This is a genomic window from Streptomyces sp. LBL (assembly GCF_029893585.1).
Classification (GTDB): Bacteria; Actinomycetota; Actinomycetes; order Streptomycetales; family Streptomycetaceae; genus Streptomyces.
In genome coordinates, this window is sequence record NZ_JARXYX010000004.1 from 1 (window position 1) to 25,522 (window position 25,522).

The following is a 25,522-nucleotide window of genomic DNA, read 5'->3' on the forward strand; positions in this document are numbered from 1 at the left end:
GACGATCAACACGATGGTCGACCAGCTGTCCGCGTTCGCCGACGAGGTCACCAGGGTCGCCCGCGAGGTCGGCACCGAGGGCAACCTCGGCGGGCGCGCGCAGGTGCGGGGGGTCTCCGGCGTCTGGAAGGACCTCACCGACAACGTCAACTCCATGGCGGACAACCTGACCTCACAGGTCCGCAACATCGCCCTCGTCTCCACCGCCGTGGCACAGGGCGACCTCGGCAAGAAGATCACGGTGGAGGCGAAGGGCGAGATCCTGGAGCTGAAGTCGACGATCAACACGATGGTCGACCAGCTGTCCGCGTTCGCCGACGAGGTCACCAGGGTCGCCCGCGAGGTCGGCACCGAGGGCAACCTCGGCGGGCAGGCCCAGGTGCGGGGCGTGTCGGGCGTCTGGAAGGACCTCACCGACAACGTCAACTCCATGGCCGTGAACCTGACCTCACAGGTCCGCAACATCGCCCAGGTCACCACCGCCGTCGCCAACGGCGATCTGTCCAAGAAGATCACGGTCGACGCGCGCGGCGAGATCCTCGAACTGAAGGACACCGTCAACACGATGGTGGAGCAGCTGCGCGCCTTCGCCGACGAGGTCACCCGCGTGGCCCGCGAGGTCGGCACCGACGGCCGGCTCGGCGGACGCGCCCGGGTGCTGGGCGTCTCGGGGGTCTGGCGGGACCTGACCGACAACGTCAACTCCATGGCCGACAACCTCACCTCCCAGGTCCGGAACATCGCGCAGGTGGCGACCGCCGTGGCGCAGGGCGACCTGTCGAAGAAGATCGACGTGGACGCCCGCGGCGAGATCCTGGAGCTGAAGACCACCATCAACACGATGGTCGACACCCTGTCCTCCTTCTCCTCCGAGGTCACCCGCGTGGCCCGCGAGGTGGGCTCCGAGGGCCGGCTCGGCGGCCAGGCGCGGGTCGAGGGCGTCTACGGCACCTGGAAGCGGCTCACGACCAACGTGAACGAACTGGCACTGAACCTCACCACCCAGGTCCGCGCGATCGCCGAGGTGGCCTCCGCGGTGACCCAGGGCGACATGTCCCGTTCCATCACCGTGGAGACGCAGGGCGAGGTCACCGAGCTGAAGGACAACATCAACCTGATGGTGGCCAACCTCCGCGAGACCACCCGCGCGAAGGACTGGCTGGAGTCCAACCTGGCCCGCCTGGCGGCGCTGATGCAGGGCCACCGGGACCTGATGGAGGTCGCCGACCTGATCCTGTGCGAGCTGACGCCGCTGGTGAACGCCCAGTACGGCGCGTTCTTCCTGGCCGACCCGGACGAGGACGGCACCTCTCTCCGTACCACCGTTCCCGCGAAGGGACTGGCGTTCATCGCCGGGTACGGCGCGTCCCAGGAGACCACCGTCGAGACCGGCGGTCTCCCCGTGCACGGCCTGGTCCGCCAGGCGGCCCGCGAGAAGAAGCGGATCCTCGTCAAGGAGGCCCCGCCGGACTACATCAAGATCAACAGCGGGCTGGGGGAAGCGGCTCCGACCAGCGTGGTCATCATCCCGATCCTCTTCGAGGACAAGCTCCTCGGCGTGATCGAGCTGGCGTCCTTCTCCCGCTTCTCCGATGTGCACCTGGCGTTCTTCGACCAGTTCGTGAACACCATCGGCGTCGCCATCAACACGATCATCGCCAACTCCCGTACGGAGTCCCTGCTCGGCGAGTCCCAGCGCCTGGCCATGCAGCTCCAGGAACGCTCGGACGAACTCCAGAAGCAGCAGGCGGAGTTGCAGCGTTCGAACGCCGAACTGGAGGAGAAGGCGGCCCTGCTGGCCACGTCGTCCCAGTACAAGTCGGAGTTCCTGGCGAACATGTCGCACGAACTCCGCACCCCGCTCAACTCCCTGCTGATCCTCGCGAGGCTGCTGTCCGACAACCCGGACGGCCATCTCTCCGACCAGGAGGTCCAGTTCGCGACGACGATCCACCGCTCGGGCTCGGACCTCCTGCAACTGATCAACGACATCCTCGACCTGTCGAAGATCGAGGCCGGCCGGATGGACGTACGCCCCAAGCGGCTTCCGCTCATCAAACTGCTCGACTACGTCCACGCCACGGTTCGCCCGCTCACCCTCGACCGCGGGCTCGCCTTCGAGCTGGCGGTCGGTGAGGACGTACCGCGCGCGATGTACTCGGACGAGCAGCGCCTCCAGCAGATCCTGCGCAACCTGCTCTCCAACGCGATCAAGTTCACCGCGACGGGCCGGGTCGAACTGCGGGTGCACCGGGTGAAGGACCCCGAGCACCGCTGGGGGTCCCCCCGCTCATGGGGGTCCCCCCGCTCGAGCGAAGTCGAGAGTGGGGGAGAAGCCGAGAGTGGGGGAGTCCAGGGCAGTGACGAGGTGGTCGCCTTCGTGGTCTCGGACACCGGCATCGGTATCGCCCCGGAGAAGCTTCCGGTGATCTTCGAAGCGTTCCAGCAGGCCGACGGCACGACCAACCGCAAGTACGGCGGCACGGGACTGGGCCTGTCCATCAGCCGGGAGATCGCGGGCCTGCTGGGGGGCCGTATCGTCGCCGAGAGCGAACCCGGCGAGGGGTCCACGTTCACGCTGTACGTCCCGGTCGTCAGCCCCGGCTGCTCGGCGACGGGTTCGACCTCCGCGGAGGCGACGGGTTCCACCTCCGAGGGCCTGCCCTGGCCGGCGCCCGAGGATCTGTCGGCCGAGTCCTACCCCACCGCCCACGACGCGGACGACTCCTGGCCCGCGCCCACCAAGCTGGAGGCGTGGAAGGCGGGACGCGCGGGCCGGGTCCTGTCCGGGCGCCAGGTGCTGATCGTCGACGACGACATCCGCAACGTCTTCGCCCTCACCCATGTCCTGGGCCGGGTCGGCATGCCGGTCCTCTACGCGGAGAACGGCCGCGAGGGCATCGAGACACTGGAGCGCAACCCGGACGTCGAACTCGTCCTGATGGACATCATGATGCCGGAGATGGACGGCTACGAGACCATCGCCGCCATCCGCCGCACTCCCCGCTGGACAGGTCTGCCCATCGTCGCGCTCACCGCGAAGGCGATGCCGGGAGACCGCGAGAAGTCCATCGCGCGGGGCGCCAACGACTACGTGCCGAAGCCGGTGGACGTCGACCAGTTGCTCACCGTCGTCTGCGCGCTCCTGGACCCCGCGAGGGCGGAGCCGCTGGGGCACGCAGATGCCGAGGGTGCTGTGGCCCCGCCCGCGGACCACTGAATGAGGCCACCCACTCGCATGAGCGCTCGTCACTCACACGGGGGCTCATCACTCACACGGGACTCACACGGGCGCTCGGTGCGCGACCAGCCACAACGAACTGGCAGCCGCCAGGCAGCTCCCGCCGCCCCGCCTAGCCCCGCCGTTGACGTGCTACGTCTTTGCCGCCCCGCCGTTGACGTGCCACGTCTTTGCTGGCGCGGTACGCCTCCGCTGACGCCCTACGCCTCCCGCACCCCCGCGTACATCTCATCGATCAGGTGCTTGTACTCCCGCTCCACAACCGGCCTCTTCAGTTTCAGACTCGGCGTGATCTCCCCGTGCTCCACATCGAGGTCCCGAGGCAGCAGCCGGAACTTCTTGATGGTCTGCCACCGCTGGAGCCCCGAGTTGAGCTCCTTCACATACCCCTCGACCATCGAGACCGTCGCCGGCGCCGCGACCACCTCCGCGTACGACTTCCCCTCCAGCCCGTTCTCCTTCGCCCAGTCCAGGATCGCCACCTCGTCCAGGGCGATCAGCGCCGTGCAGAAGTTCCGGTCGGCTCCGTGCACCAGAATGTTGGACACGTAAGGGCACACCGCCTTGAACTGTCCCTCGACCTCCGCGGGCGCGATGTACTTGCCGCCGGACGTCTTGATGAGGTCCTTCTTGCGGTCGGTGATCCGCAGATACCCGTCGGGCGACAGCTCGCCGATGTCCCCGGTGTGGAACCAGCCGTCCGACTCCAGCACCTCGGCGGTCTTCTCGGGCAGCTTGTGGTAGCCCTCCATGATGCCGGGCCCGCGCAGCAGGATCTCGCCGTCGTCGGCGATCCGCACCTCCGTGCCGGGCAGCGGCTTGCCGACGGTGCCGGTGCGGTAGGCCTCGCCCGGGTTCACGAAGGAGGCCGCGGAGGACTCCGTGAGCCCGTAGCCCTCCAGGACGTGGATGCCCGCTCCGGCGAAGAAGTACCCGATCTCGGGCGCGAGGGCCGCCGAGCCGGAGACGCACGCCCGCAGGTTCCCGCCGAACGCCTCACGGATCTTCGCGTAGACGAGCGCGTCGGCGACCTTGTGCTTGGCCTCGAGCCCGAAGGGAACGGACATCGATCCGGTGCGCCGGAAGTTGTCCTGCGCGGTCTTGGCGTACTCGCGCGCGACCTCCGCGGCCCACTGGAAGATCTTGTACTTGGCGCCGCCGCCCGCACGGGCCTTCGCGGCGACCCCGTTGTAGACCTTCTCGAAGATGCGCGGCACGGCGGCCATGTACGTCGGCTGCACGGCCGGCAGATTCTCGATGATCTTGTCGACCCGGCCGTCCACGGCGGTGACGTGCCCGACCTCGATCTGCCCGGACGTGAGCACCTTGCCGAAGACGTGCGCGAGCGGGAGCCAGAGGTACTGCACGTCCTCGGCGCTGATCAGCCCGGTCGCGGCGGTCGCCTTCGCCATGTACGACCAGTTGTCGTGCGGGAGACGCACACCCTTGGGGCGGCCGGTGGTGCCGGAGGTGTAGATGAGGGTGGCGAGCTGGTCCCTGGTGATCGCGCCGACCCGCTCCTTGATCAGGTCGGGGTCCTTCTCCAGCCGGGCCGCGCCGCGCTTCTCCAGCTCGTCGAGGGTGAGGATCCAGTCGGCGGTCTCGACCCCGGCCGGGTCGATCACGACCACATGGGTGAGGTCGGGCAGCTCGGCCTTCTTCTCGACCGCCTTGGCCAGCTGGGCCGCGTCCTCGGCGATCAGTACCCGGCTCTCGGAGTCGGAGAGGATGAACGCCGACTCGTCGGCGTTGGTCTGCGGATAGACCGTCGTCGTGGCGGCACCGGCGCACATGATGCCGAGGTCCGTGAGGATCCAGTCGAGCCGGGTCGAGGAGGCGAGGGCGACGCGCTGCTCGGGCTGCACACCCAGTTCGATCAGGCCGGCCGCGATGGCGTAGACCCGCTCGGCTGCCTGCGCCCAGCTCAGCCCCTTCCAGTCGTCCGGGCCCCGGCCGGAGGCAGGCGGCACGGGATAGCGGTATGCCTCGGCGTCCGGTGTGGCCGCCACGCGCTCCAGGAAGAGGGTCGCCACGCTCGGCGGACGGTTCTCGATCAGGGTCTGTGTGTCGCTCACGACATCCTCCGGGGCCCGCTGCTGTGCGGCTGGCTCATAAACGGCTGGGACTTGCGGCTGGGACTTGCGGCTTGGGGCTGGGGTGCGGCTGGGGCGTGCGGGTTTGGTACTACCAGCTGGGTACGGGCAGCTGGGGCTATGCGGCTGTCCTCACCCGCGAGTCGTTGTTAACTCGCGAGTAACCACCGAGCAGAGATCAGGGTAGAGCGCGACCGGCCGGTGCGTAAGGGGCGACGGCCTGTCACTTTCCACAGAGAGCGACGCTACGCACGCGTAGTGGCCCACCGCGTAGACACGCGGCAGGCCCCTGTTTGCGCGGTGAACGACGCCTACTTCTTTCCCTTGCCGGATCCCGCGTTCTCCTCGCTGCTCAGAACGGCGATGAACGCCTCCTGCGGAACCTCCACGGAACCCACCATCTTCATCCGCTTCTTGCCTTCCTTCTGCTTCTCCAGCAGCTTCCGCTTACGGGAGATGTCACCGCCGTAGCACTTGGCGAGGACATCCTTGCGGATGGCGCGGATGGTCTCGCGGGCGATCACCCGGGAGCCGATGGCGGCCTGGATGGGGATCTCGAAGGCCTGGCGCGGGATCAGCTCGCGCAGCTTGGCGACGAGCCGTACGCCGTACGCGTACGCGGCGTCCTTGTGGGTGACGGCGGAGAAGGCGTCGACACGGTCACCGTGGAGCAGGATGTCGACCTTCACCAGCTGGGCGTCCTGCTCGCCGGTGGGCTCGTAGTCCAGGGAGGCGTAACCGCGGGTCTTGGACTTCAGGTTGTCGAAGAAGTCGAAGACGATCTCGGCGAGGGGAAGCGTGTAGCGGATCTCGACGCGGTCCTCGGAGAGGTAGTCCATGCCGAGGAGGGTGCCGCGGCGGGTCTGGCAGAGCTCCATGATCGATCCGATGAACTCGCTGGGAGCGAGGATCGTGGCCCGGACGACCGGCTCGAAGACCTTGTCGATCTTGCCCTCGGGGAACTCGCTCGGGTTGGTGACCGTGTGCTCCTTCCCGTCCTCCATGATCACGCGGTAGACCACGTTGGGCGCGGTGGCGATGAGTTCGAGGTTGAACTCACGCTCCAGGCGCTCACGGATGACGTCGAGGTGCAGCAGTCCGAGGAAGCCGACGCGGAAGCCGAAGCCGAGGGCCGCGGAGGTCTCCGGCTCGTAGACCAGAGCGGCGTCGTTGAGCTGGAGCTTGTCCAGCGCCTCGCGGAGGTCGGGGTAGTCCGAGCCGTCCAGCGGGTAGAGGCCGGAGAAGACCATCGGCTTGGGGTCCTTGTACCCGCCGAGGGCCTCGGTGGCGCCCTTGTCCTTGCTGGTGATGGTGTCACCGACCTTGGACTGACGGACGTCCTTCACACCGGTGATGATGTAGCCCACCTCACCGACGCCGATACCGTCGGCCGGTGTCATCTCGGGGGACGAGACGCCGATCTCGAGGAGCTCGTGGGTGGCGCCGGTCGACATCATCTTGATGCGCTCGCGCTTGTTGAGCTGGCCGTCGATGACGCGGACGTAGGTGACCACGCCCCGGTAGGAGTCGTAGACCGAGTCGAAGATCATCGCGCGGGCGGGGGCGTCCTTGACGCCGACGGGTGCCGGGACGTCCCGCACGACACGGTCCAGCAGCGCCTCGACGCCCATGCCCGTCTTGGCGGAGACCTTGAGAACGTCCTCCGGCTGGCAGCCGATGAGGTTGGCGAGTTCCTCGGAGAACTTCTCGGGCTGCGCGGCCGGCAGGTCGATCTTGTTCAGCACCGGGACGATGGTGAGGTCGTTCTCCATCGCCAGGTAGAGGTTGGCGAGGGTCTGGGCCTCGATGCCCTGGGCGGCGTCGACGAGGAGGACCGTCCCCTCGCAGGCGGCGAGCGACCGCGAGACCTCGTACGTGAAGTCGACGTGACCCGGGGTGTCGATCATGTTGAGGATGTGCGTGTCGTTCTTGTCATGGGTGGGAGCCCACGGCAGACGCACGGCCTGCGACTTGATCGTGATTCCGCGCTCACGCTCGATGTCCATGCGGTCGAGGTACTGAGCACGCATCTGCCGCTGCTCGACCACACCGGTCAGCTGGAGCATCCGGTCGGCGAGCGTGGACTTGCCGTGGTCGATGTGCGCGATGATGCAGAAGTTGCGGATCAGTGCCGGGTCGGTATGGCTCGGCTCGGGCACGTGGCTGGGGATCGCGGGCACGCAGGGTCCTGATTCTTGAGGCGTCCGCAGTGTCTGCGGTCTCGGGTCGGATCGATACGTAGCCTCCATCGTCCCACGGGTGCGGGGCAGCGATCGGTTTGCCCCAATGCGGTGCCCGACGCGTGCCCGACGCGTGCCCGACGCGGCACCCCGATACGGGGGCGGCCCGACGGCCGGTTTGGGCTGTCCGTCGGCCCGCTGGTACTGTGAGGGGCTGTGTCTCATGCCCTCTCAGCACGAGGCACAACCCAAGAAATCATCGGTGCGGGGCCCGTGCGGTTCCGTGCCAGAACCTGTAGAGGCTCATTCGTGGCGAACATCAAGTCCCAGATCAAGCGGATCAAGACCAACGAGAAGGCCCGGCTGCGCAACAAGGCCGTCAAGTCCTCCCTGAAGACGGCGATCCGCAAGGCCCGTGAGGCCGCTGCCGCGGGTGACACCGAGAAGGCCACCGAGTACCAGCGCGCTGCCGCGCGCCAGCTCGACAAGGCCGTCTCCAAGGGCGTCATCCACAAGAACCAGGCCGCCAACAAGAAGTCGGCGCTTGCTTCGAAGGTCGTCTCTCTCAAGGGCTGAACCCTTCTGATCTGACCGGATCCCACGGGATCCGACTCGCCGGAACGACTCAGAGCGGGCCCTCTCTCCTCCGCTCCCGACCGGCACCCTCGGGTCCGCGCACGGCCTGCGTTCGCCACGCGGGCGCGGACCCATCACCTTGAACGCGTGACAGCTTGCAACGAAGGCCCCGGAGCCTGCCCTTCCCCAGGGCGGCCCCGGGGCCTTCAGCGTGCTTGCCCCTGCGGTGTGCAGGTGAATGCCGCGCGCGGTGAATGCGGCGCGTCGATGGTCACGACCAGAACGCGTTGCCCGTGTCGATGTCCTCGACGCACTCATCGAGGTCGGTCATCTTGTCTCCGACGATCCGGAAGACGATGCCTCCGTTCTCGTCGATGTGCTTGTCGCCCCGGTCCGCGGTGAACCGGTGCACGGAGACGGCGTGCCCCCGGCCGTCGACGAACACGTTGAGCAACGCGACCCGGAACGACCCACCCGTCTCCGAGTAGAGCCGGCCGTAGTAACCGTCGAAGATCGAGTCGACTCCCTTGAAGTCCCCCGACAACGGGTGCGAACCGGGCACATGGTGCGTGCAGTCCCCGGTCATCATCCCGCGCAGGGTCTCCATGTCCCCGCGCTGAAACGCCTCGTAACCCTTCCGAACGAGCGCGGCATGCGGATGCTCAGCCATGCCGACCGCCACCTTTCCTTGTCCGGCGATGTACGGCTGACACGACCGATTCTCCTCCGGTGAGCGGGAAGGGCCATGTGGATCACGGGGGGCAGGAGCCGACGGCTGTGGCTGTGGCTGTTGCAGTGGCAGTGGCAGTGGCAGTGGCCGTAGGTTCGGCGGACCGGGGAGCGGCGAGCGGCGCTCCGCTACCGTCCTCGCGAGCGGGCCGCCCTCGCGATGGTCACCACGGCCTTCTCCAGGGCGTACTCCGGGTCGTCCCCGCCGCCTTTCACTCCCGCGTCCGCCTCGGCGACGGCTCGCAGGGCGACGGCGACACCGTCCGGCGTCCAGCCCCGCATCTGCTGCCGGACTCGGTCGATCTTCCACGGCGGCATGCCCAGTTCCCGAGCGAGATCGGCCGGCCGGCCACCACGCGCCGACGACAGCTTGCCGATCGCCCGTACGCCCTGCGCCAGCGCACTCGTGATCAGCACGGGGGCGACACCAGTGGCCAGTGACCACCGCAGCGCCTCCAGCGCCTCCGCGGCCCTCCCTTCCACCGCGCGGTCGGCGACGGTGAAGCTCGACGCCTCGGCCCGCCCGGTGTAGTACCGCCCGACGACGGCCTCGTCGATCGTCCCCTCGACATCCGAGACCAGCTGGGACACGGCGGACGCCAGCTCCCGCAGTTCACTTCCGATGGAGTCGACCAGCGCCTGACATGCCTCAGGCGTCGCGGACCGCCCGACCGCCCTGAACTCTCCCCGCACAAAAGCCAGCCGATCGGCCGGCTTCGTCATCTTAGGGCACGCCACCTCCCGTGCCCCCGCCTTGCGCGCGGCATCCAGCAGCCCCTTGCCCCTGGCCCCGCCCGCGTGCAGCAGCACGAGGGTGATCTCCTCGGCGGGCGCCCCCAGATACGCCTTCACGTCCTTGATCGTGTCGGCCGACAGATCCTGCGCATTGCGTACGACGACGACCTTCCGCTCCGCGAAGAGCGACGGGCTCGTCAGCTCCGCGAGCGTCCCGGGCTGCAACTGGTCCGAGGTCAGGTCCCGCACATCCGTGTCCGGGTCGGAGGCCCTGGCGGCCACCACCACCTCCCGCACGGCACGGTCGAGCAGCAGGTCCTCCTGGCCCACGGCGAGTGTCACCGGGGCGAGAGGGTCGTCATGAGCAGTCTTGTTGGCCATCCCGCACAGCATCGCACGCGCCACTGACAACGCAGCCGACCACCGAGCGGCTCAGCCACGGGCAGTCTTACCGTGGAAAGCGACACCCGCAAAACGCGGGTGAGCGCACAGCGCCACGAGCCCCGCACACCTACCATCCGGAACCCAGACCCCGGACCCGGCACACCCAGCACCCAGCACCCAGCACCCAGCACCAGTACGGGCCGCCTGATCGCCAGGCCCCGCTCCTGCCCCTCAGCCCCCGGCAGGGCTACGGCTCCTCCCGCCACCCCTCCCACTCCCCCACAAACGCATCCAGCTCACGGGGATCCAGCCGACCGTCCTCGTCCCGCAGGACAACAAGCCACTGTGCGTCTTCGGCATCGTCCTCACCGGCCAGCGCATCCCGCACCAACTGCGGCTCCTCGGCCAGCCCGAACCGCTCCCCGAGTGCCGCCGCCACCTCCTCCGCGGCATCCCGGTCGGGCAGCACCAGCACATGTGTCACATCGCTCACGCGGCCATTGTCCGGCACCCCGCCGCGGACCAACCCCACGTCAGCCCTTGGGCACGATCTGCACATCCAGCTCGACCCGAATACTCGGCCCCACCACCGCGATCCCCCGCGCCAGCATCGTCTGCCAGCTCACCGTGAAGTCGTCCCGGCGCAACTCGGTCGTGGCCCGGCACGCCGCCCGCATCTCGCCCTCCACGCCGTTGCCGAGTCCGAGGTACTCCGTGTCGAGCGTGACCGTACGCGTGACCCCGTGCAACGACAGCGCCCCCGTGACCGCCCACCGGTTGCCGCCCTTGTGCACGAACCGATCGCTGTAGAACTCCAGCGTCGGAAACCGCCGGACGTCCAGGAAGTCCGCCGACCGCAGATGGTCGTCCCGCATCCGTACGTTCGTGTCGATGGACGCCGCGTCGATCACCACATGCATCGCCGACTGCTCCACCCGGTCGCCGATCCGTAGCGCCCCCGCGAACGAGTTGAACCGACCGTGGATCCGCGCCAGCCCGATGTGCCGCGCGGTGAACGCGATCGAGGAATGCGCCGGCTCGATCTCCCAGTCCCCCGACGCGGGCGGCTCCGGTGGTCGGGCGACCTGGAGGGTCACATCACCGAACGAGGCGAGCGCGTTCTCCCCGACCATCGCGGTCGCCCGGTACGGCGTGTACCCCTCCGCCGACACCGCGAGCCGGTACTCCCCTGCCGGCACCGTCGTCACGAACGACCCGAACGGATCCGTCCCCCCGCTGACCACTTTGCGCCCCATGCTGTCGCTGACCGCGAACTCGGCATGCGCCACCGGCTCGTTGACCGGGTCGAGTACCCGACAGCTGAGGACTCCGGCGGTCGGCGGGGTCCGCACCGCCGCCAGAGGACTCGCCCGTTCCGCCCGGTTCGTACGTCTTCCCAGCCAGCGACCGATCATCTTCGACACTCCTGCGACTTGAGATCACTGCTGCCGAAGACGCATTCGACCACCGATGGGTCTTTCGAGGCAACACGGGCTCACATCATGGGAAACCAGCCTGTGTGGTCAGAATCAGCCGTTCTGGTTGGTTTTCGCCTGCTCGTACCGGGACGTGCGACTGCGGCGCAACGCACGACCTCGACGTCAACGCGGCGCGAGCCGCGAGAATCCCCTCGTTCACCGAGAGAGAGGAAGTCAAGACCTCAGTCTCGCGCCACCCGAAGCTCTCCACCGCCCGTACCGCCGCCCGTACCGTGGCCTTCCACGACACCGGTACGGCCGCCATCTCCGCCATCCGTACCGTCGCCTCCTCCGGCGACCGCGACCGCCCCGCCCCGATCGGTCCGCAGCACCGTCGCGCCCCCGGCCCGCAGCGCCGCGACCGTACTCGGGGCCGGGTGGCCATAAGGGTTGTCGGCACCCACAGAAATGAGGGCCAGCCGCGGAGCGACCCTGCGTATGAGTCCGGGGTCCTGGTAGGCCGATCCATGATGGGCGACCTTGAGGACATCCACCCCCGCCAGCGCCACACCCGCCGGTGACCGCAACAGCGCCTGCTGCGCCGGAGGTTCGAGGTCCCCGAGTAACAGGAACCTCAGCCCTGCCGACCGGACCAGCAGGGTGACACTGGCGTCGTTCGGCCCCTCCGGCTCCGGTTCCGACCCCGGGCGCGGCCACAGCACCTCCCAGGAGAGCGCTCCGGCGCGCCTCAGCTCTCCGGCCGCGGCCCGCGTCACCGGAATCCGCCGGGCCGCAGCCTCCCTCCGTACGAACTCGGCCTGGTCCACGGGATCCTCGTAGCCCGTGGTCTCGATGGCGCCCACCGATCGTCCGCGCAGCACTCCGGGCAGCCCGGCCACGTGGTCGGCGTGGAAGTGGGTCAGTACGACCAGCGGGACCCTGGTGATACCGAGCGAGCGCAGACAGTGGTCGACGAGCGCCGGATCAGGTCCGGCGTCCACCACCACCGCCGTGCCCTCGCCCGCTGCGAGTACCGTCGCGTCGCCCTGTCCCACATCGCACATCGTCAGCCGCCAGCCCGGCGGCGGCCAGCCCGTGATCACCCTGGTCAGCGTCGGTGGCTGCACCACCACCAGCACGAGCAGCAGCCCGCATGCCCCGCACAGCCAGGGATGCCCCAGCAGCCGTCGGCCGACGAGCAGCACGACCACCGTGACAAGGAGGAGCAGCCCCGCCCCCGCCCAGGTGCCCGGCCAGTCCACTCCTCCTCCGGGCAGGGCCGCCCCGGTACGTGCGATCTCCGCGATCCACTCCACGGGCCAGCTCGCGCACCAGGCCGACGCCTTGGCCACCGGCATCGCCACCGGTGCCGTCGCCAGCGCCGCGAAGCCGAGCACCGTGGCGGGCGCGACCGCGAACTCCACGAGGAGGTTGCACGGCACCGCCACGAGGCTCACCCGTGCCGACAGCACGGCCACGACGGGCGCGCACAGGGCCTGCGCGGCAGCCGCGGCGGCCAGCGCCTCAGCCAGTCGCGGCGGCACCCGCCGCCTGCGCAACGCGAGGCTCCAGCGGGGCGCGAGCGTGAGCAGGGCGCCGGTGGCCAGCACGGAAAGGAGGAAACCGTAGCTGCGGGCCATCCACGGGTCGTACAGCACAAGGAGCAGTACGGCCGTCGCCAGCGCCGGGATCAGCGACCTGCGGCGCCCGGTGGCGAGCGCGAGCAGCGCGACGGCTCCGCAGGCCGCGGCCCGCAGCACGCTCGGGTCCGGCCGGCACACGACGACGAACCCGAGCGTGAGCACTCCCCCGAGCACCGCGGTCGTCCGCAGCGACATCCCGAGGCGGGGCGCGAGCCCGCGCCGCTCGACGTGCTGGGCCAGCCCGGGTGGCCCGACGAGCAGGGCCAGGATGATCGTGAGGTTGCTCCCGGAGACGGCGAGCGTGTGCGCGAGGTCGGTCTCCTTGAACGCCTCGTCCAGCTCCGGAGTGATCCGCGCGGTGTCCCCGACCACCAACCCCGGCAGCAACGCCCGCGCATCCGCCGACAGCCCGTCCGTGGCCTCCCGCAGCCCGGCCCGCAATCCACCCGCGAACCGCTGCGGCCCCGACGCCTCCTCCACCACCTCCGGCGCCGCCCGCCCCCGAACCCGCAACACGGCCGCGACCCGGTCGCCACCCGTCAAAGGGGGCGCGAGCCGCGCGGTCACCCGCACCCGCGTGGACGGCAGCAACCCCAGCCACGGCGAACGACCCGGCCCCTCAGCCCGGGGATTCAAGCCGGAGCTCCCCCCTTGGACCGCGGAACGCGAGTCATCCGTCGCCCCGTCAACTGCGGGCCGCAAGCCACCCACCGCCCCCTCAGACCCCGGGCGCAAGCCATCCATGGCCCCCTCAGACGCCGAACGCAAGCCCGCTGCCGCTCCGTCGACCGCAGGTCGGCCGGTCCCATCGGCGCCCGCGTCGACGAACATCAACACCGGCGTGCGTGTCGCCACGGCTCTTCCATCCGCCGCCTCGACGCGCCGCACGTCGGCGTTGATCAACACGGAGGTCGGAGCCGCGTGGTTTCCTCGGATCCGCGGCCGGGTGAGCCGGGGATCCGAGGTCACCACGACCTCCGCGGTGACCGTGGCGTACTGCCGTGCCAAGGCGGGCACCGGCCCTCTTCTCAGGTCGGCCCCGTGCAGCCCGGCGGAGACGGCGGCTGCCGCCACGCAGAGCAGCACGCCGGCGATCGAGACCCGCGCCCAGGTGACCGGCGCGAGGCGAGCCCCCGCACCGGTCGCGCGTGCGGGGCGACGACGCACCCGCCCGGTCACGAGAAGGACACCGACCGCGACGAGACACAGGGCCACCAGGCCGCTGACCCACTCCGGCGACGCGTTCAGTGTCAGCGCGGCCGTCGCCCAGGCCGCCAGCGCGGGCGGTACAAGCCGTAGATCCGTCGGCCCTTCCTGTCGTGGGTGGGCGGCCCCGAGCCGTTTCCCGGAGGTGGCGTGGACGGCAGGGCGGACCCCGGGAGCCTCCTGGGGCCCAGGTCCGGGCTCGGGCGGCATCTGGAGGCCGCGCTTGATCCCCGTACTCATGGCCGCACGAGATTCCGCAGGTCGGCAAAGCGGCGGTCGCCGATGCCGTTGACCTCACGCAGCTCGTCCACCGAGCGGAAGCCGCCGCGCTGGGCGCGGTAGTCGATGATGTGCTGGGCCAGGACCGGGCCGACGCCGGGCAGGGTGTCGAGCTGGTCCACGGTGGCCGTGTTGAGGGAGACGGGAGCCGCGGGTGCCGCTCCCGCCACGGAGCCGGCCACGCCGCCGACGGCCGGACCACCGCCCGAGGCCGGCACCGAGGGGGGAGCGGGTCCCCCGACAATCACCTGTTCCCCGTCCACGAGGAAGCGGGCGCGGTTGAGGCCGTCGATGTTCGTCCCGGGTCGCACTCCACCGGCCGCGCGCAACGCGTCGGCGACCCGTGAACCCGCCGGAAGGCGGTGGATTCCGGGATCGCGGACCTTGCCGCCGACGTCCACGACGATCTCCGCCGCCGTCCCCACGGCACTCGGCGCACCGGCCGGCACGGCGGGGGCCGACTCCTCGCCCTGCTCTCCCTCGCCGTACGCCTGAGCCGCCCGCACCACCTCGGGCGCCCTGACGGATTGGGTACGACCGGCCCAGAAGTGCTGCACGGCGAAGGCCGCGGCCACAACCAGCAGCACCGTCAGCGCGAGCACACCACGCCGTTCCAGACCGCACCGCGTCTGCAGCCACACCGGCATCCGCTCCCGCAGAGCCAACCCGGCCCGCAGCCGGCGCCCCGCCACAACAGCCCCGGCCCGGTCCCCCAGATCAACTTCCGGGTCGCCGAGGGCGTTGTCCGCGGCGGCGAACCCTCCCGGAGTCAGCCGGTCAGGGGGAGCCACGCCTTGTGCGCCCATGCCGCCACGGGAAGCCACACCCCCTGGAGCCAGACGCCCTCGAGAAGCCACACCCCCCACGGGCACGCGCCCCGGGGGAGTCGAACCTCCTACCGCAGCCCCAGCGGGCCGCGCTCCCCCGCCCCCGCCATCCCCACCGGCACCACCGGCACCATCAATACCGGTGCGGATACCAGTGCCGGCACCGGCAACCCGCCCCTCCTCACCCGGCGACCCCTTCCCCGAGTCCCGCCCCTCCCCCGCGCGTTGGGCGAACAGTGCCTCCGCCCTCCGGCGGAGTTCCTCGGCCGAGGCGTGCCGATGTCGGACCACACGGCCACGCAGGGGCGGTCGGCGGTGACGGGTACGGGCCCGGCCGTCGGAGGCGGGTCCACGTCCCGGTCCACTGGTTGCGTTCGTCGTCCGTGAACCTGATCGAAGTGCCATGCGCCGAGGATCAACCACATCGCCACTTCCGCGATGATCTTGGTCAATTCCCGGGGATTACCACCTAGTTGTGGATAACTCTGCCACTCACACGGGTGACCGAGCCCCACCGGATGTCCACACCGCATGCGATACCGTCCACACCGCGCTCCATACCGTCCACACCGCAACCGCTCTGCGGACACCCGACCCGCCGGTTCATCTCACCGCGGCGAGACCACAACCCCCAGCAACCCAGGCCCCGTATGCGCCCCGATCACCGCCCCGACCTCACTCACATGCAGATCCGCGAGCCCCGGTACCCGTCCCCGCAAGCGGTCCGCGAGCGCCGACGCCCGGTCGGGGGCGGCCAGATGGTGAACGGCGATGTCCACCTGCGCGCTGCCGGCCCGGTCGGCCACGATCTCCTCCAGGCGGGCGATGGCCTTCGAAGCCGTCCGCACCTTCTCCAGGGGCTCGATCCGGCCGCCCCGGAGCTGGAGCAGCGGTTTCACCGCGAGCGCGGACCCGAAGAGGGCCTGCGCCGCACCGATCCGGCCGCCACGGCGCAGAAAGTCGAGGGTGTCGACGTAGAAGTAGGCAGACGTTCCCGCGGCCCGTTTCTCCGCCGCTGTGACCGCCTCGTCCACCGTGCCGCCCGTCTCCGCCGCCTCTGCCGCGGCGAGCGCGCAGAACCCGAGGGCCATCGCGACCATCCCGGTGTCGACCACTCGCACCGGCACCGGCGCCTCACGCGCCGCGACGACCGCCGCGTCGTGTGTACCGGAGAGTTCGGCGGACAGATGCAGGGAGACGATGCCGGTCGCGCCGGACTCGGCTGCCTGGCGATAGGTCTCGGCGAACACCTGGAGGCTGGGGCGCGAGGTGGTGACAGGCCGTCGCTTCTGAAGCGCCTGGGCCAGGGAGCGGGTCGAGATCTCGGTGCCCTCTTCCAGCGCCTGGTCACCCAGGACCACGATCAGAGGTACCGCGGTGATGCCGTGGCGCTCCATCGTCCATTGCGGCAGGTAGGCCGTTGAATCGGTGACGATCGCGACATGGCGGGACATGAGCTGGAGGTTACCTGGCGTAGCGCCCACGCGGCAGCCCGACCCCTCTCACCTGGGCACACCTGGCCGGATCAAGTCGTGCTCTCAGGGCGGGGCTTCTTCTGCCAGGGGTAGGTCAGGCGCGGGCTCGGCGGGGTGATCGCGGGCGGCGTCGGCTCGGCGGTGTGCGCCCGAGGTGTCTCCGGCCAGGTCTGCCGGGATGCGGTGGCGTCGGCGGTCGGGGCCTCCGGCCATGGGGGCGGCGGGGTGGTCGCCGTGGCCATGGGCTCCGACGTGGTCCAGTGCCGCAGCGCTCCGGCCTCCACGTCGATCTGTGTGCTCAGCGAGTCCAGGTCGTCCTCGGCGAAACGGCGGGCCCGGTCACGGGCCGCCCAGCGCAGCGAGTCCGCCGACTTGACGATGCGCTCGGTGCGCTCGCGCAGCCCGGGCAGCCGCTCGGTGAGTGTGCGCCGGTCGGGCTCGGACTCCAGGCGCCTGAGTTCGGCGTCCAGTTCGTGTCCGTGCGCGCAGAGCCGCTCGAAGAGGCCGAGGGACTCCTTGAGGGACTCGTCCTCGGTCACGCCCGCGTACAGCGCGTCCTGGGTGGCACGCATCGACGTGCGCAGCTTCAGACGCAGCTGGGCGATCTCGCCTGCCGGGCCGGGCTGGGCGAAGGACTTGGCCCGCAGGGTGTGGTCTTCGACCGTGCGGCGGGCCTGAGTGATGGTGCGGTCCACTCCGCGCTTGGTGGCGCCGACCACCTTCACCGTGGCATAGACGCCGAGCACCACGAAAAGCACGAAGAGCAGGGCGACCACTGCGAACACTGCTTCCACCAGCTCCTCCTCGGACCGTCACGGCACACTCCGCGCCGCTCTTCAACGGTAAACGCAACGGGCAGGTCCGGAGTTCCAGAAAAACCCCGAACCTGCCCGTAGGGGACGACCCCGATACGCTCACACCCGACCCGTGCGCCCGACCCGTGCGCACCACCCGTGCGCCCGCCGGAATCGCCCGCGCACTCACTCACACGGACGCCGCCGACGTACGCCTGCGCAGGAGACGGACCCCTACACGCGAGGAGACCGACTCCTACACCAGGAGACCGACCCCTACGCCAGGCGTCAGACCTCTACGCCCGACGACGACCCCTACGCCCGGAGACGGCCCCCTACGCCGGAACGATGTTCACCAGCTTCGGCGCCCGCACGATCACCTTGCGGATCCCCGCCCCGTCCAGCGCCGCCACGACCTTCTCGTCGGCCAGCGCGACCTTCTCCAGCTCGTCCTCGGAGATGGCCGGCGAGACCTCCAAGCGGGCCTTGACCTTGCCCTTGACCTGGACCACGCAGGTCACGGTCTCGTCCACGACGTACGCCGGGTCGGCGACCGGGAAGTCATGGTGGACCACCGATTCGGTGTGGCCCAGCTTCCGCCACAGTTCCTCGGCGACATGCGGGGCCAGCGGCGCGACCAGCAGCACCAGCGGCTCGGCGACCGAGCGCGACACCGCGCCGCCCGCCTTGGTCAGGTAGTTGTTCAGCTCGGTGACCTTGGCGATGGCGGTGTTGAACCGCAGACCCTCCAGGTCCTGGCGCACCCCGTCGATCGCCTTGTGCAGGACCCGCAGGGTGTCCTCGCCGGGCTCGGCGTCGGAGACCGTGACCTCACCGGTCGCCTCGTCGACGATGTTGCGCCACAGCCGCTGCAGCAGCCGGAACTGGCCCACCACCGCGCGCGTGTCCCACGGCCGGGACACGTCCAGCGGGCCCATGGCCATCTCGTACAGCCGCAGCGTGTCCGCGCCGTACTCGGCGCAGATATGGTCCGGAGTGATCGCGTTCTTCAGGGACTTGCCCATCTTGCCCAGCAGCCGGGAGACCTTCTGGCCCTGGTAGTAGTACGCGTCGTCGCGCTCCTCCACCTCGGCGGCCGGTACGGCGATGCCGCGGCTGTCGAGGTAGACGTGGGCCTGGATCATGCCCTGGTTGAACAGTTTGTGGAACGGCTCGGCCGAGGACACATGACCCAGGTCGTACAGGACCTTGGACCAGAAGCGGGCGTACAGCAGGTGCAGTACGGCGTGCTCGGCGCCGCCGACGTACAGGTCGACGCCGCCGTGCGGCTGACCCTCGCGGGGGCCCATCCAGTACTGCTCGATCTCCGGGTCGACCAGCTTCTGGTCGTTGTGCGGGTCCACGTAGCGCAGCTCGTACCAGCAGGAACCGGCCCAGTTGGGCATGGTGTTGGTCTCGCGGCGGTAGCTTCGCAGACCAGCGCCGTCGCCCAGGTCCAGCGTGACGTTGACCCAGTCCTCGTTGCGCGACAGCGGCGTCTCCGGGGACGTGTTCGCGTCGTCCGGGTCGAAGGTGCGCGGCGAGTAGTCCTCGACCTCGGGCAGCTCCAGCGGCAGCATCGACTCGGGCAGCGCGTGGGCGATGCCCGCCTCGTCGTAGACGATCGGGAAGGGCTCGCCCCAGTAGCGCTGCCGGCTGAACAGCCAGTCGCGCAGCCGGAAGTTGACCGTGCCCTCGCCGATGCTCTCGCGCACCATCCACTCGGTGATGCGCGCCTTGGCCTCGGCGACGCCCAGGCCGTCCAGCGAGATGTCGCCGTTGGAGGAGTTGATGATCTTCGCTTCGTACGAGGCGAAGGCGTTTTCCCACGTCGTGGTGTCGGTTCCGCGGCCGTCGGTCGGCTCGACGATGCAGCGGATCGGCAGCTCGAAGGCGCGCGCGAACTCGAAGTCGCGCTGGTCGCCGGCCGGGACGGCCATGATCGCGCCGGTGCCGTAGCCCATCAGGACGTAGTCGGCGATGAAGACCGGGACCTGCTCGCCGTTGACCGGGTTGGTCGCGTACGCGCCGATGAAGACGCCGGTCTTGTCCTTGGCCTCGGCCTGCCGCTCGACGTCGGACTTCGTGGCGGCTTGCGACCGGTACGCGGCGACGGCCTCGGCCGGGGTCGCGTGGCCGCCGGTCCACGCCTCGTGCGTGCCCTCGGGCCAGGCGTCCGGCGTGAACTTCTCGACCAGCGGGTGCTCGGGGGCCAGCACCATGTAGGTGGCGCCGAACAGGGTGTCGGGACGCGTGGTGAAGACGGTGATGCGCTCGCCGTCGATCGGGAAGTCGACCCGGGCGCCTTCGGAGCGGCCGATCCAGTTGCGCTGCTGCAGCTTGATGGCCTCGGGCCAGTCCAGCGCCTCCAGGTCGTCCAGCAGCCGGTCGGCGTAGGCGGTGATGCGCATGTTCCACTGGCGCAGCTTGGCCTTGAAGACCGGGTAGTTGCCGCGCTCGGAGCGGCCGTCGGCGGTGACCTCCTCGTTGGCCAGCACGGTGCCCAGGCCGGGACACCAGTTGACGGGCGCCTCGGAGGCGTACGCCAGCCGGTACTCACTCAGGACGTCGGCCTTCTCGGCGGCGCTCAGCTCGCTCCACGCGCGCGTGTGGCCCGGTACGGCGCGTTCACCGGACTCGAACCGGGCGACCAGCTCGGAGATCGGGCGGGCCTTCCCGGCCTCGTCGTCGTACCAGGAGTTGAAGATCTGCAGGAAGATCCACTGGGTCCACTTGTAGTAGTCCGGGTCGATCGTGGCGAACGACCGGCGCCTGTCGTGGCCCAGGCCCAGCCGTCGCAGCTGGGACTTCATGTTCTCGATGTTGGCCTCGGTGGACACGCGCGGGTGCGTGCCGGTCTGCACGGCGTACTGCTCGGCGGGCAGACCGAAGGCGTCGAAGCCCAGGGTGTGCAGGACGTTGTGGCCGGTCATGCGCTGGAAGCGCGCGAAGACGTCGGTGGCGATGTAGCCCAGAGGGTGGCCGACATGCAGGCCGTTGCCGGAGGGGTACGGGAACATGTCCATGATGAACTTCTTGGGCTTGGCGACCAGCTTCGGGTCCCCGGCCAGGTCACCCTTGGGGTTCGGCGCCGCGTAGGTACCCTCGGCGTCCCAGACGTCCTGCCAGCGTGCCTCGATGTCGGCCGCCATGACGGCCGTGTAGCGGTGCGGCGCGGCCACCTCGGCGGTGACAGCGGGGTTCGTCTCGCTCATGATCCTCAAAGCTCCATCGATCGTCTCTGCCGGCGGCGTGACTCAGGAAACGAAAAATCCCCTCGCACAGGAGGGGACGCCGCGCCGATGCCGACCGCGGTCTCTCACCAGCGGTCGGGACTGATCAGCGCGGCCCGCTAAGCAGAAGGCGCACGGCACGCATGCGGTCAGAGTACCGCAGCCCTTGAGCACAACGCGACGCGCCTACGTATGCCTTCTTGGCACCGGGTGCTGCCCCCACAGCCCCTGCCGGGCGTCACCGCTCACACGTGACAACAACTGAATCAAGGCCAAAGGTTACTTCGCGTAACAACCACTAAGGGACATCACCACGGCCTCACGGCCGTTCGATGCCAACGCAATAGCTCAAACCTCGTACCGTTCGGTATGGCGCCACTTAAAGTTCGGCAGCGGGACCGCTTTCCCGAAACTGCTCGGAGTTGCCCCCATGAACCCTCGTCGTAGTAACAGCTCGCTCCCCCAACCGGGCCGGTCGGCCTATGGGGTGGCGTCGGCTGTCGTCCTGCTCCTCATACCCGTGGTCGTGCTGGTCGGAGGTGAACGGTTCCGCGACTTCCTGAACTTCGGCGCGGGCGTGCTGTCCCTCGTATCACTCAGCTGTTCGGTGATCTGGGGGCTGGTCGCCCAGGACCGGATCTTCCTGAACACACGCCAGCGGATCGTCGGGCAGGCGGTGCACCGGACGACCGCGGTCGCCTCGATCGCGTTCCTGCTGCTGCACATCACCACGAAGATCGCACTCGACCACACACAGCTGATCGCCGCGGTGATCCCCTTCTCGCTCGGCGTGACCGGCACCGCGGGCCTGATCGGCCTCGGCTCCCTGGCCGGCCTGCTCATGATCTTCGTCGGCATCACCGGCGCCCTGCGCAGCAGGTTCGCCTCCCCCGCCCCGGTGGCGGCCCGCTGGCGCGCCATGCACATGCTGGCCTACCCGGCCTGGTGCGCGGCGCTGGTCCACGGCCTGTACGCGGGCCGCACGGCCAAGCCGATCTTCGTGATCATGTACGGCTTGTCCGTGCTCGGCGTCGCCGCCGCCCTCGCCCTGCGCGCGGCCCCGCGCCCGGTCAAGCGCAAGGTCGCCGACCGGATCGCCGCGATCATGGGCACCTCGGAGCGTCCGGGCCGCGAGGAACTGGACGCCAGCCGGGCCCGGCGGGCAGCGGAGGCCACAGGCTCTGGCTCCCTGCCGGGCTACGAGAGCCAGCGCGGCACACGCTCCCAGACGCGCTCGAACCCCGCGTACGAGGCTCCCGCAGGCCCCGCGGCCCCGGAGCCCGCGAACGGCTTCGCGGCCGCCTACCGCGCCGTCTCCACGCCCTCCCGCCCGCCTCAGCAGCCCTTCACGGCCGACCAGACCGCGCGCATGGACCTGCCGATGGACATGCAGCCGACGGAGGCGATCCCGCGCATGGACAGCGGCGGCAGCACGTCGGGCAACTGGCCGATCCCGTCGCCGCCGCCGGTCGGCGAGGCGCCCCCGTCGGCCTACGACCCGCTCAACGACACCGGATACAACATCCCGGCCTATGGCAATTCGGGCGCATCCGGCTACGGGTCGAGTGATGTGTACGACACCGCTGAGACGAACGCCGTCTACGGCGCGTACTACCCGAACGACACGTACAACAACAGCGGTCCCGCCACTGAACCATCGCCCGGTGCCTCGCAGGACTTCAACGCACCGGGTTCGGGCGAACCTTGGAACATGCCTTCCGGAGGCTATAGGTGAACGAGGCCCTGCCCGACGTCCCAGAAGTCCGCGTGGTCGGTCTTCCCGTGCTCACGTCGGGTTTCGACCTTGTCGAACGACTCGATCTGCCCATGCACCTGAAGGTGCACGGGCCGCTCGAACCGATGGGCGGAGAGCAGCTCGCGCAGCTCTCCGAACGCATCAACCTGAAGGGCCGCGGCGGCGCGGGCTTCCCCTTCCACAAGAAGCTGCGCTCGGTCGCCGAGGCGGCGATCAAGCGCGGGGTACGGCCGGTCGTCGTCGTCAACGGCAGCGAGGACGAGCCGGCCTGCCGCAAGGACACGGTGCTGATCAACCGTGCCCCGCACCTCATCCTGGACGGCGCGCTGCTGGTCGCGGAGGCGCTGGGTGCCCGCACGCTCGTGATCGGGGTCACCCGGGAGTCGACCCAGCGCTCCATGGAGGCCGCGCTCTCCGAACGCGGCCTCAGCAACAGCCGGAGGTCGGCGCTGCGCGCGAGCGTGCAACGCAATCCGGTGCGCATGGTCACCGGTGCCGCCGCATCGCTGATCCGCTCCATCGACGGTGGTCCCGCGATCCCGCCCGGCCGCAAGGTCAGCGCCTCACAGAACGGCGTCGGCGGCGCCCCCACACTCCTGTCGAACGCCGAGACGTTCGCCCAGCTCGCGATCGGCGCCCGCATCGGCCCCGAGCGCTACGGCAACACCGGCCTCTACGACGAGCCGGGCACCGTCATGCTCACGGTCTCCGGCGCGGTCGCCCGCCCCATGGTGATCGAGGTCCCCACGGGCGTGCCGCTGCGTTACGTCCTCCAGCTCGCCGGTGCGCCGCCCGTTCCGCAGGGCGTGCTGACCGGCGGCTATCACGGCAAGTGGATCGACGCGGCGACGGTCAACGAGGCGATCGTCTCCCGCAACTCCCTGGATGCGGTGGGCGGTGCGCTGGGCGCCGGCGCGATTATGCCGATCACTCAGGAGACCTGCCCGCTGGGCGAGTCGCTGCGGGTGGCGCAGTGGCTCGCCGAGGAGAGCGCGGGACAGTGCGGCCCCTGCTACCTCGGCCTGCCGGCCGCCGCGCGCGGCATGGAGGACATCATCAACGGCGGCGGACCGGCCGCCCTTGAGGCCCTCAAGCAGGTCGCCAAGAACGTGAAGCGGCGCGGCGCGTGTTCACATCCCGACGGCTCCGCGATGTTCCTGGAGTCGACCATCAAGGCGTTCACGGACGACCTGGCCGCCCACGTCCTCGGAAACGGCTGCGGACGGCCCGTGGAGGGCGTTCTGCCGCTCTTCGAGGGCGGCCAGATGCCCACGGGCATCCCGGGCGGCGGCGAGGCCGAGGAGAACAGCCCCAGCCGTCAGAAGATCTACGTCGACTGGACGCTGTGCCGGGGCCACGGCCTGTGCGCGGACATCCTCCCGGAGGTCTTCGAACTCGGCGCGGACGGCTTCCCCACAGTCGCGCAGGCCCAAGTACCGCGCTACGCCGAGGCGAAGGCGCTGCGCGCGGTCCGTCGCTGCCCGGCGCTCGCACTGCGCCTGGAGGAGGACACCCGCGGGCAGGCCCCGTCCCGCAACCTCCCGGTCCTCTCCCAGGGCCGCGGTCGCCGGGCGCTGGGCCGCTGAACCACCGCGCCACCGCCAAGGGGCCGCCCGGGATCGGGCGGCCCCTTTCCATGCAGGCCCGGTCTTTCAACTGTCCCTGAAAACGCGAAGATCCCGCCGGATCGAGATGATCCGGCGGGATCTGGCTGTGGAACCAACTGTGGAGCTAAGGAGAATTGAACTCCTGACCTCCTGCATGCCATGCAGGCGCTCTACCAACTGAGCTATAGCCCCTTGTGGCCACGCGGCTGAACCGCACATTGACCGCGCCACCCGGTTTCCCCGGCGGCGACGCCAACATTACCGGGCCACCGGGGAGAGCACCAAATCGTTTCCACTCTGTCCGGATCGGGACGCTATGTCCACTCCACTCAAGCCGTGACGAACGAATAGAACCGCTTGAGCGTGCAGTGCTCTTCGAGGAGCCGACCGTAGATCGGCTCGCCCTCCAGTTCGCGGTACGTCTCGATCGGGTCGCCTTTTATGATCAACGCCCGCGCGCACTCCTCGCACCAGTACTGGTACTCGGGGTTGACCGGCTCCATGTCACGGACAATCGGCGTACCACTGCCGCACCAGTCGCACTTTCGCCTGTGTGCACCCATCGATCAGCTCCAGCTGTGGCCGCAGGCCGTGCACACGTAGGAAACCCCACCGTTGTCACCGAGCACTTGGGCCACATGGACAGAACCGCAGGAAGGGCAGCTGAGACGGATCACCGTGTCCCGTGTCGACGCTGCATCAAGGAGGTGGCCGACCTCCTTGAGGATGCTCGAAGGCATCACTGCTCCTTCCCGTCGGGCCGCGCTCCCTTCCGGCCGTTTGATTCTGCCACGGCCGGGCCAATACGGTCAGCGACGCCTCAGTACCAGTCCGGACACGGCACCCACGGCGGCGGTCCCGGCCAGCGCGAACATGCACGCCAGTAGCGCCTCCGCAGAGGTATACGCCCCGAAGACCCCGAGTGACTCAACTCGGTTCAAGAACAGCGTGCCGAACAGTGTGGCGAACACCGCGACTCCGGTCAGCCGGCCGAACTGCGTGACGGTGGCGAGCAGACCGCCGGCGTCCGCCGCGCCCTCGGGCGCCACCGTCACCGGCGCCCGGGGGCGCGTCGGAGCATGCCCGAATGCCGGATCGTGGTCCGCACGCCGGACGACGAGGAGACGGAGCGGCGCACGGCTGCGCTGAGGGCGCGGCGGACGTCGCTGGGGCCGTCGACGGACATGAAAAATCCCGCCCCCTGGGGGACGGGACCTTCGTCGAACGATCTTTGACAACTCGGCAGAGTGTCGATCTGTGATGCTGAGTGGAGCTAAGGAGAATTGAACTCCTGACCTCCTGCATGCCATGCAGGCGCTCTACCAACTGAGCTATAGCCCCTCGTG

17 protein-coding genes, 2 tRNA genes and 1 pseudogene are annotated in these 25,522 nt (G+C 69.6%); 4 read left to right on the forward strand and 16 right to left on the reverse strand.

The annotated features are described in order from the left end of the window. Positions 1-3,220, forward strand: a 3,220-nt coding sequence (locus M2271_RS05505; protein WP_280885965.1) for a HAMP domain-containing protein, incomplete at its 5' end; no start/stop codon positions are given. A 221-nt stretch (positions 3,221-3,441) separates the two neighbouring features. Here the strand turns inward: M2271_RS05505 and M2271_RS05510 are convergent. Both M2271_RS05510 and lepA read right to left on the reverse strand, forming a co-directional pair. Then, positions 3,442-5,316, reverse strand: a complete 1,875-nt coding sequence (locus tag M2271_RS05510; RefSeq protein WP_280885966.1) for an AMP-dependent synthetase/ligase — start codon at positions 5,314-5,316, stop codon at positions 3,442-3,444. A 329-nt stretch (positions 5,317-5,645) separates the two neighbouring features. Further along, complete coding sequence (gene lepA, locus M2271_RS05515; protein ID WP_280885967.1) at positions 5,646-7,514, reverse strand: translation elongation factor 4; 1,869 nt, start codon at positions 7,512-7,514, stop codon at positions 5,646-5,648. 309 nt (positions 7,515-7,823) lie between these two features. Here lepA and rpsT point away from each other — a divergent pair, with 309 nt between their 5' ends. Beyond that, positions 7,824-8,090 carry a 30S ribosomal protein S20 gene (rpsT, locus tag M2271_RS05520; protein ID WP_280885968.1) on the forward strand — a complete coding sequence of 89 codons (267 nt, stop codon included), beginning with the start codon at positions 7,824-7,826 and terminating at the stop codon, positions 8,088-8,090. 271 nt (positions 8,091-8,361) lie between these two features. Here rpsT and M2271_RS05525 read toward each other — a convergent pair whose 3' ends face one another. From M2271_RS05525 to leuS, 9 genes are all read right to left on the reverse strand, one after another. Next, positions 8,362-8,760, reverse strand: coding sequence for a nuclear transport factor 2 family protein (locus M2271_RS05525; protein ID WP_280885969.1), 399 nt, complete (start codon positions 8,758-8,760; stop codon positions 8,362-8,364). 188 nt (positions 8,761-8,948) lie between these two features. Then, positions 8,949-9,935, reverse strand: coding sequence for a DNA polymerase III subunit delta (gene holA / locus M2271_RS05530; protein ID WP_280885970.1), 987 nt, complete (start codon positions 9,933-9,935; stop codon positions 8,949-8,951). Positions 9,936-10,185: 250 nt separating this feature from the next. After that, complete coding sequence (locus M2271_RS05535; RefSeq protein WP_280885971.1) at positions 10,186-10,431, reverse strand: hypothetical protein; 246 nt, start codon at positions 10,429-10,431, stop codon at positions 10,186-10,188. A 40-nt stretch (positions 10,432-10,471) separates the two neighbouring features. Further along, complete coding sequence (locus M2271_RS05540) at positions 10,472-11,353, reverse strand: YceI family protein (RefSeq protein WP_280885972.1); 882 nt, start codon at positions 11,351-11,353, stop codon at positions 10,472-10,474. Between the two features lie 245 nt (positions 11,354-11,598). After that, a complete protein-coding gene (locus M2271_RS05545) occupies positions 11,599-14,415 on the reverse strand; it encodes a ComEC/Rec2 family competence protein (protein ID WP_280886224.1) in 2,817 nt (938 codons plus the stop codon). Positions 14,416-14,441: 26 nt separating this feature from the next. After that, positions 14,442-15,716, reverse strand: a complete 1,275-nt coding sequence (locus tag M2271_RS05550) for a ComEA family DNA-binding protein (protein ID WP_280885973.1) — start codon at positions 15,714-15,716, stop codon at positions 14,442-14,444. 203 nt (positions 15,717-15,919) lie between these two features. Next, complete coding sequence (locus M2271_RS05555) at positions 15,920-16,765, reverse strand: DegV family protein (protein WP_280885974.1); 846 nt, start codon at positions 16,763-16,765, stop codon at positions 15,920-15,922. 71 nt (positions 16,766-16,836) lie between these two features. Further along, a complete protein-coding gene (locus M2271_RS05560; protein ID WP_280885975.1) occupies positions 16,837-17,580 on the reverse strand; it encodes a hypothetical protein in 744 nt (247 codons plus the stop codon). Positions 17,581-17,915: 335 nt separating this feature from the next. Further along, positions 17,916-20,795 (reverse strand): leucine--tRNA ligase, encoded by a 2,880-nt coding sequence (leuS, locus tag M2271_RS05565; RefSeq protein WP_280885976.1) that lies wholly within the window; start codon positions 20,793-20,795, stop codon positions 17,916-17,918. 448 nt (positions 20,796-21,243) lie between these two features. Here leuS and M2271_RS05570 point away from each other — a divergent pair, with 448 nt between their 5' ends. Continuing rightward, positions 21,244-22,548, forward strand: a complete 1,305-nt coding sequence (locus M2271_RS05570; protein WP_280885977.1) for a cytochrome b/b6 domain-containing protein — start codon at positions 21,244-21,246, stop codon at positions 22,546-22,548. After that, the gene (locus M2271_RS05575; protein ID WP_280885978.1) at positions 22,545-24,155 is read left to right on the forward strand and encodes an NADH-quinone oxidoreductase subunit NuoF family protein; all 1,611 of its coding nucleotides are present in this window, start codon (positions 22,545-22,547) and stop codon (positions 24,153-24,155) included. Before M2271_RS05570 ends, M2271_RS05575 begins: the two co-directional genes overlap by 4 nt. 140 nt (positions 24,156-24,295) lie before the next feature. Here the strand turns inward: M2271_RS05575 and M2271_RS05580 are convergent. From M2271_RS05580 to M2271_RS05600, 5 genes and pseudogenes are all read right to left on the reverse strand, one after another. After that, positions 24,296-24,368 (reverse strand) — tRNA-Ala (locus M2271_RS05580). A gap of 137 nt (positions 24,369-24,505) precedes the next feature. Further along, positions 24,506-24,739, reverse strand: coding sequence for a hypothetical protein (locus M2271_RS05585; protein ID WP_053750770.1), 234 nt, complete (start codon positions 24,737-24,739; stop codon positions 24,506-24,508). Between the two features lie 246 nt (positions 24,740-24,985). Beyond that, positions 24,986-25,228: pseudogene (locus tag M2271_RS05590) on the reverse strand (MFS transporter); the annotation flags it as partial. Next, a complete protein-coding gene (locus tag M2271_RS05595) occupies positions 25,228-25,362 on the reverse strand; it encodes a hypothetical protein (RefSeq protein ID WP_280885979.1) in 135 nt (44 codons plus the stop codon). The pseudogene M2271_RS05590 and the gene M2271_RS05595, both read right to left, overlap by 1 nt. An 82-nt stretch (positions 25,363-25,444) precedes the next feature. Continuing rightward, positions 25,445-25,517: transfer RNA gene (locus M2271_RS05600), tRNA-Ala, on the reverse strand. Positions 25,518-25,522: the final 5 nt, after the last annotated feature.

What these genes read in the sequence shown, in the direction of transcription:
- M2271_RS05525 (WP_280885969.1), bottom strand. Translation starts at nt 8,760, where the DNA reads ATGGCTGAGCATCCGCATGCCGCGCTCGTTCGGAAGGGTTACGAGGCG.
- M2271_RS05545 (WP_280886224.1), bottom strand. Translation starts at nt 14,415, where the DNA reads ATGCCGCCCGAGCCCGGACCTGGGCCCCAGGAGGCTCCCGGGGTCCGC.
- M2271_RS05550 (WP_280885973.1), bottom strand. Translation starts at nt 15,716, where the DNA reads ATGGCACTTCGATCAGGTTCACGGACGACGAACGCAACCAGTGGACCG.
- M2271_RS05570 (WP_280885977.1), top strand. Translation starts at nt 21,244, where the DNA reads ATGAACCCTCGTCGTAGTAACAGCTCGCTCCCCCAACCGGGCCGGTCG.
- leuS (WP_280885976.1), bottom strand. Translation starts at nt 20,795, where the DNA reads ATGAGCGAGACGAACCCCGCTGTCACCGCCGAGGTGGCCGCGCCGCAC.
- holA (WP_280885970.1), bottom strand. Translation starts at nt 9,935, where the DNA reads ATGGCCAACAAGACTGCTCATGACGACCCTCTCGCCCCGGTGACACTC.
- M2271_RS05555 (WP_280885974.1), bottom strand. Translation starts at nt 16,765, where the DNA reads ATGTCCCGCCATGTCGCGATCGTCACCGATTCAACGGCCTACCTGCCG.
- M2271_RS05585 (WP_053750770.1), bottom strand. Translation starts at nt 24,739, where the DNA reads ATGGGTGCACACAGGCGAAAGTGCGACTGGTGCGGCAGTGGTACGCCG.
- M2271_RS05595 (WP_280885979.1), bottom strand. Translation starts at nt 25,362, where the DNA reads ATGTCCGTCGACGGCCCCAGCGACGTCCGCCGCGCCCTCAGCGCAGCC.
- M2271_RS05540 (WP_280885972.1), bottom strand. Translation starts at nt 11,353, where the DNA reads ATGATCGGTCGCTGGCTGGGAAGACGTACGAACCGGGCGGAACGGGCG.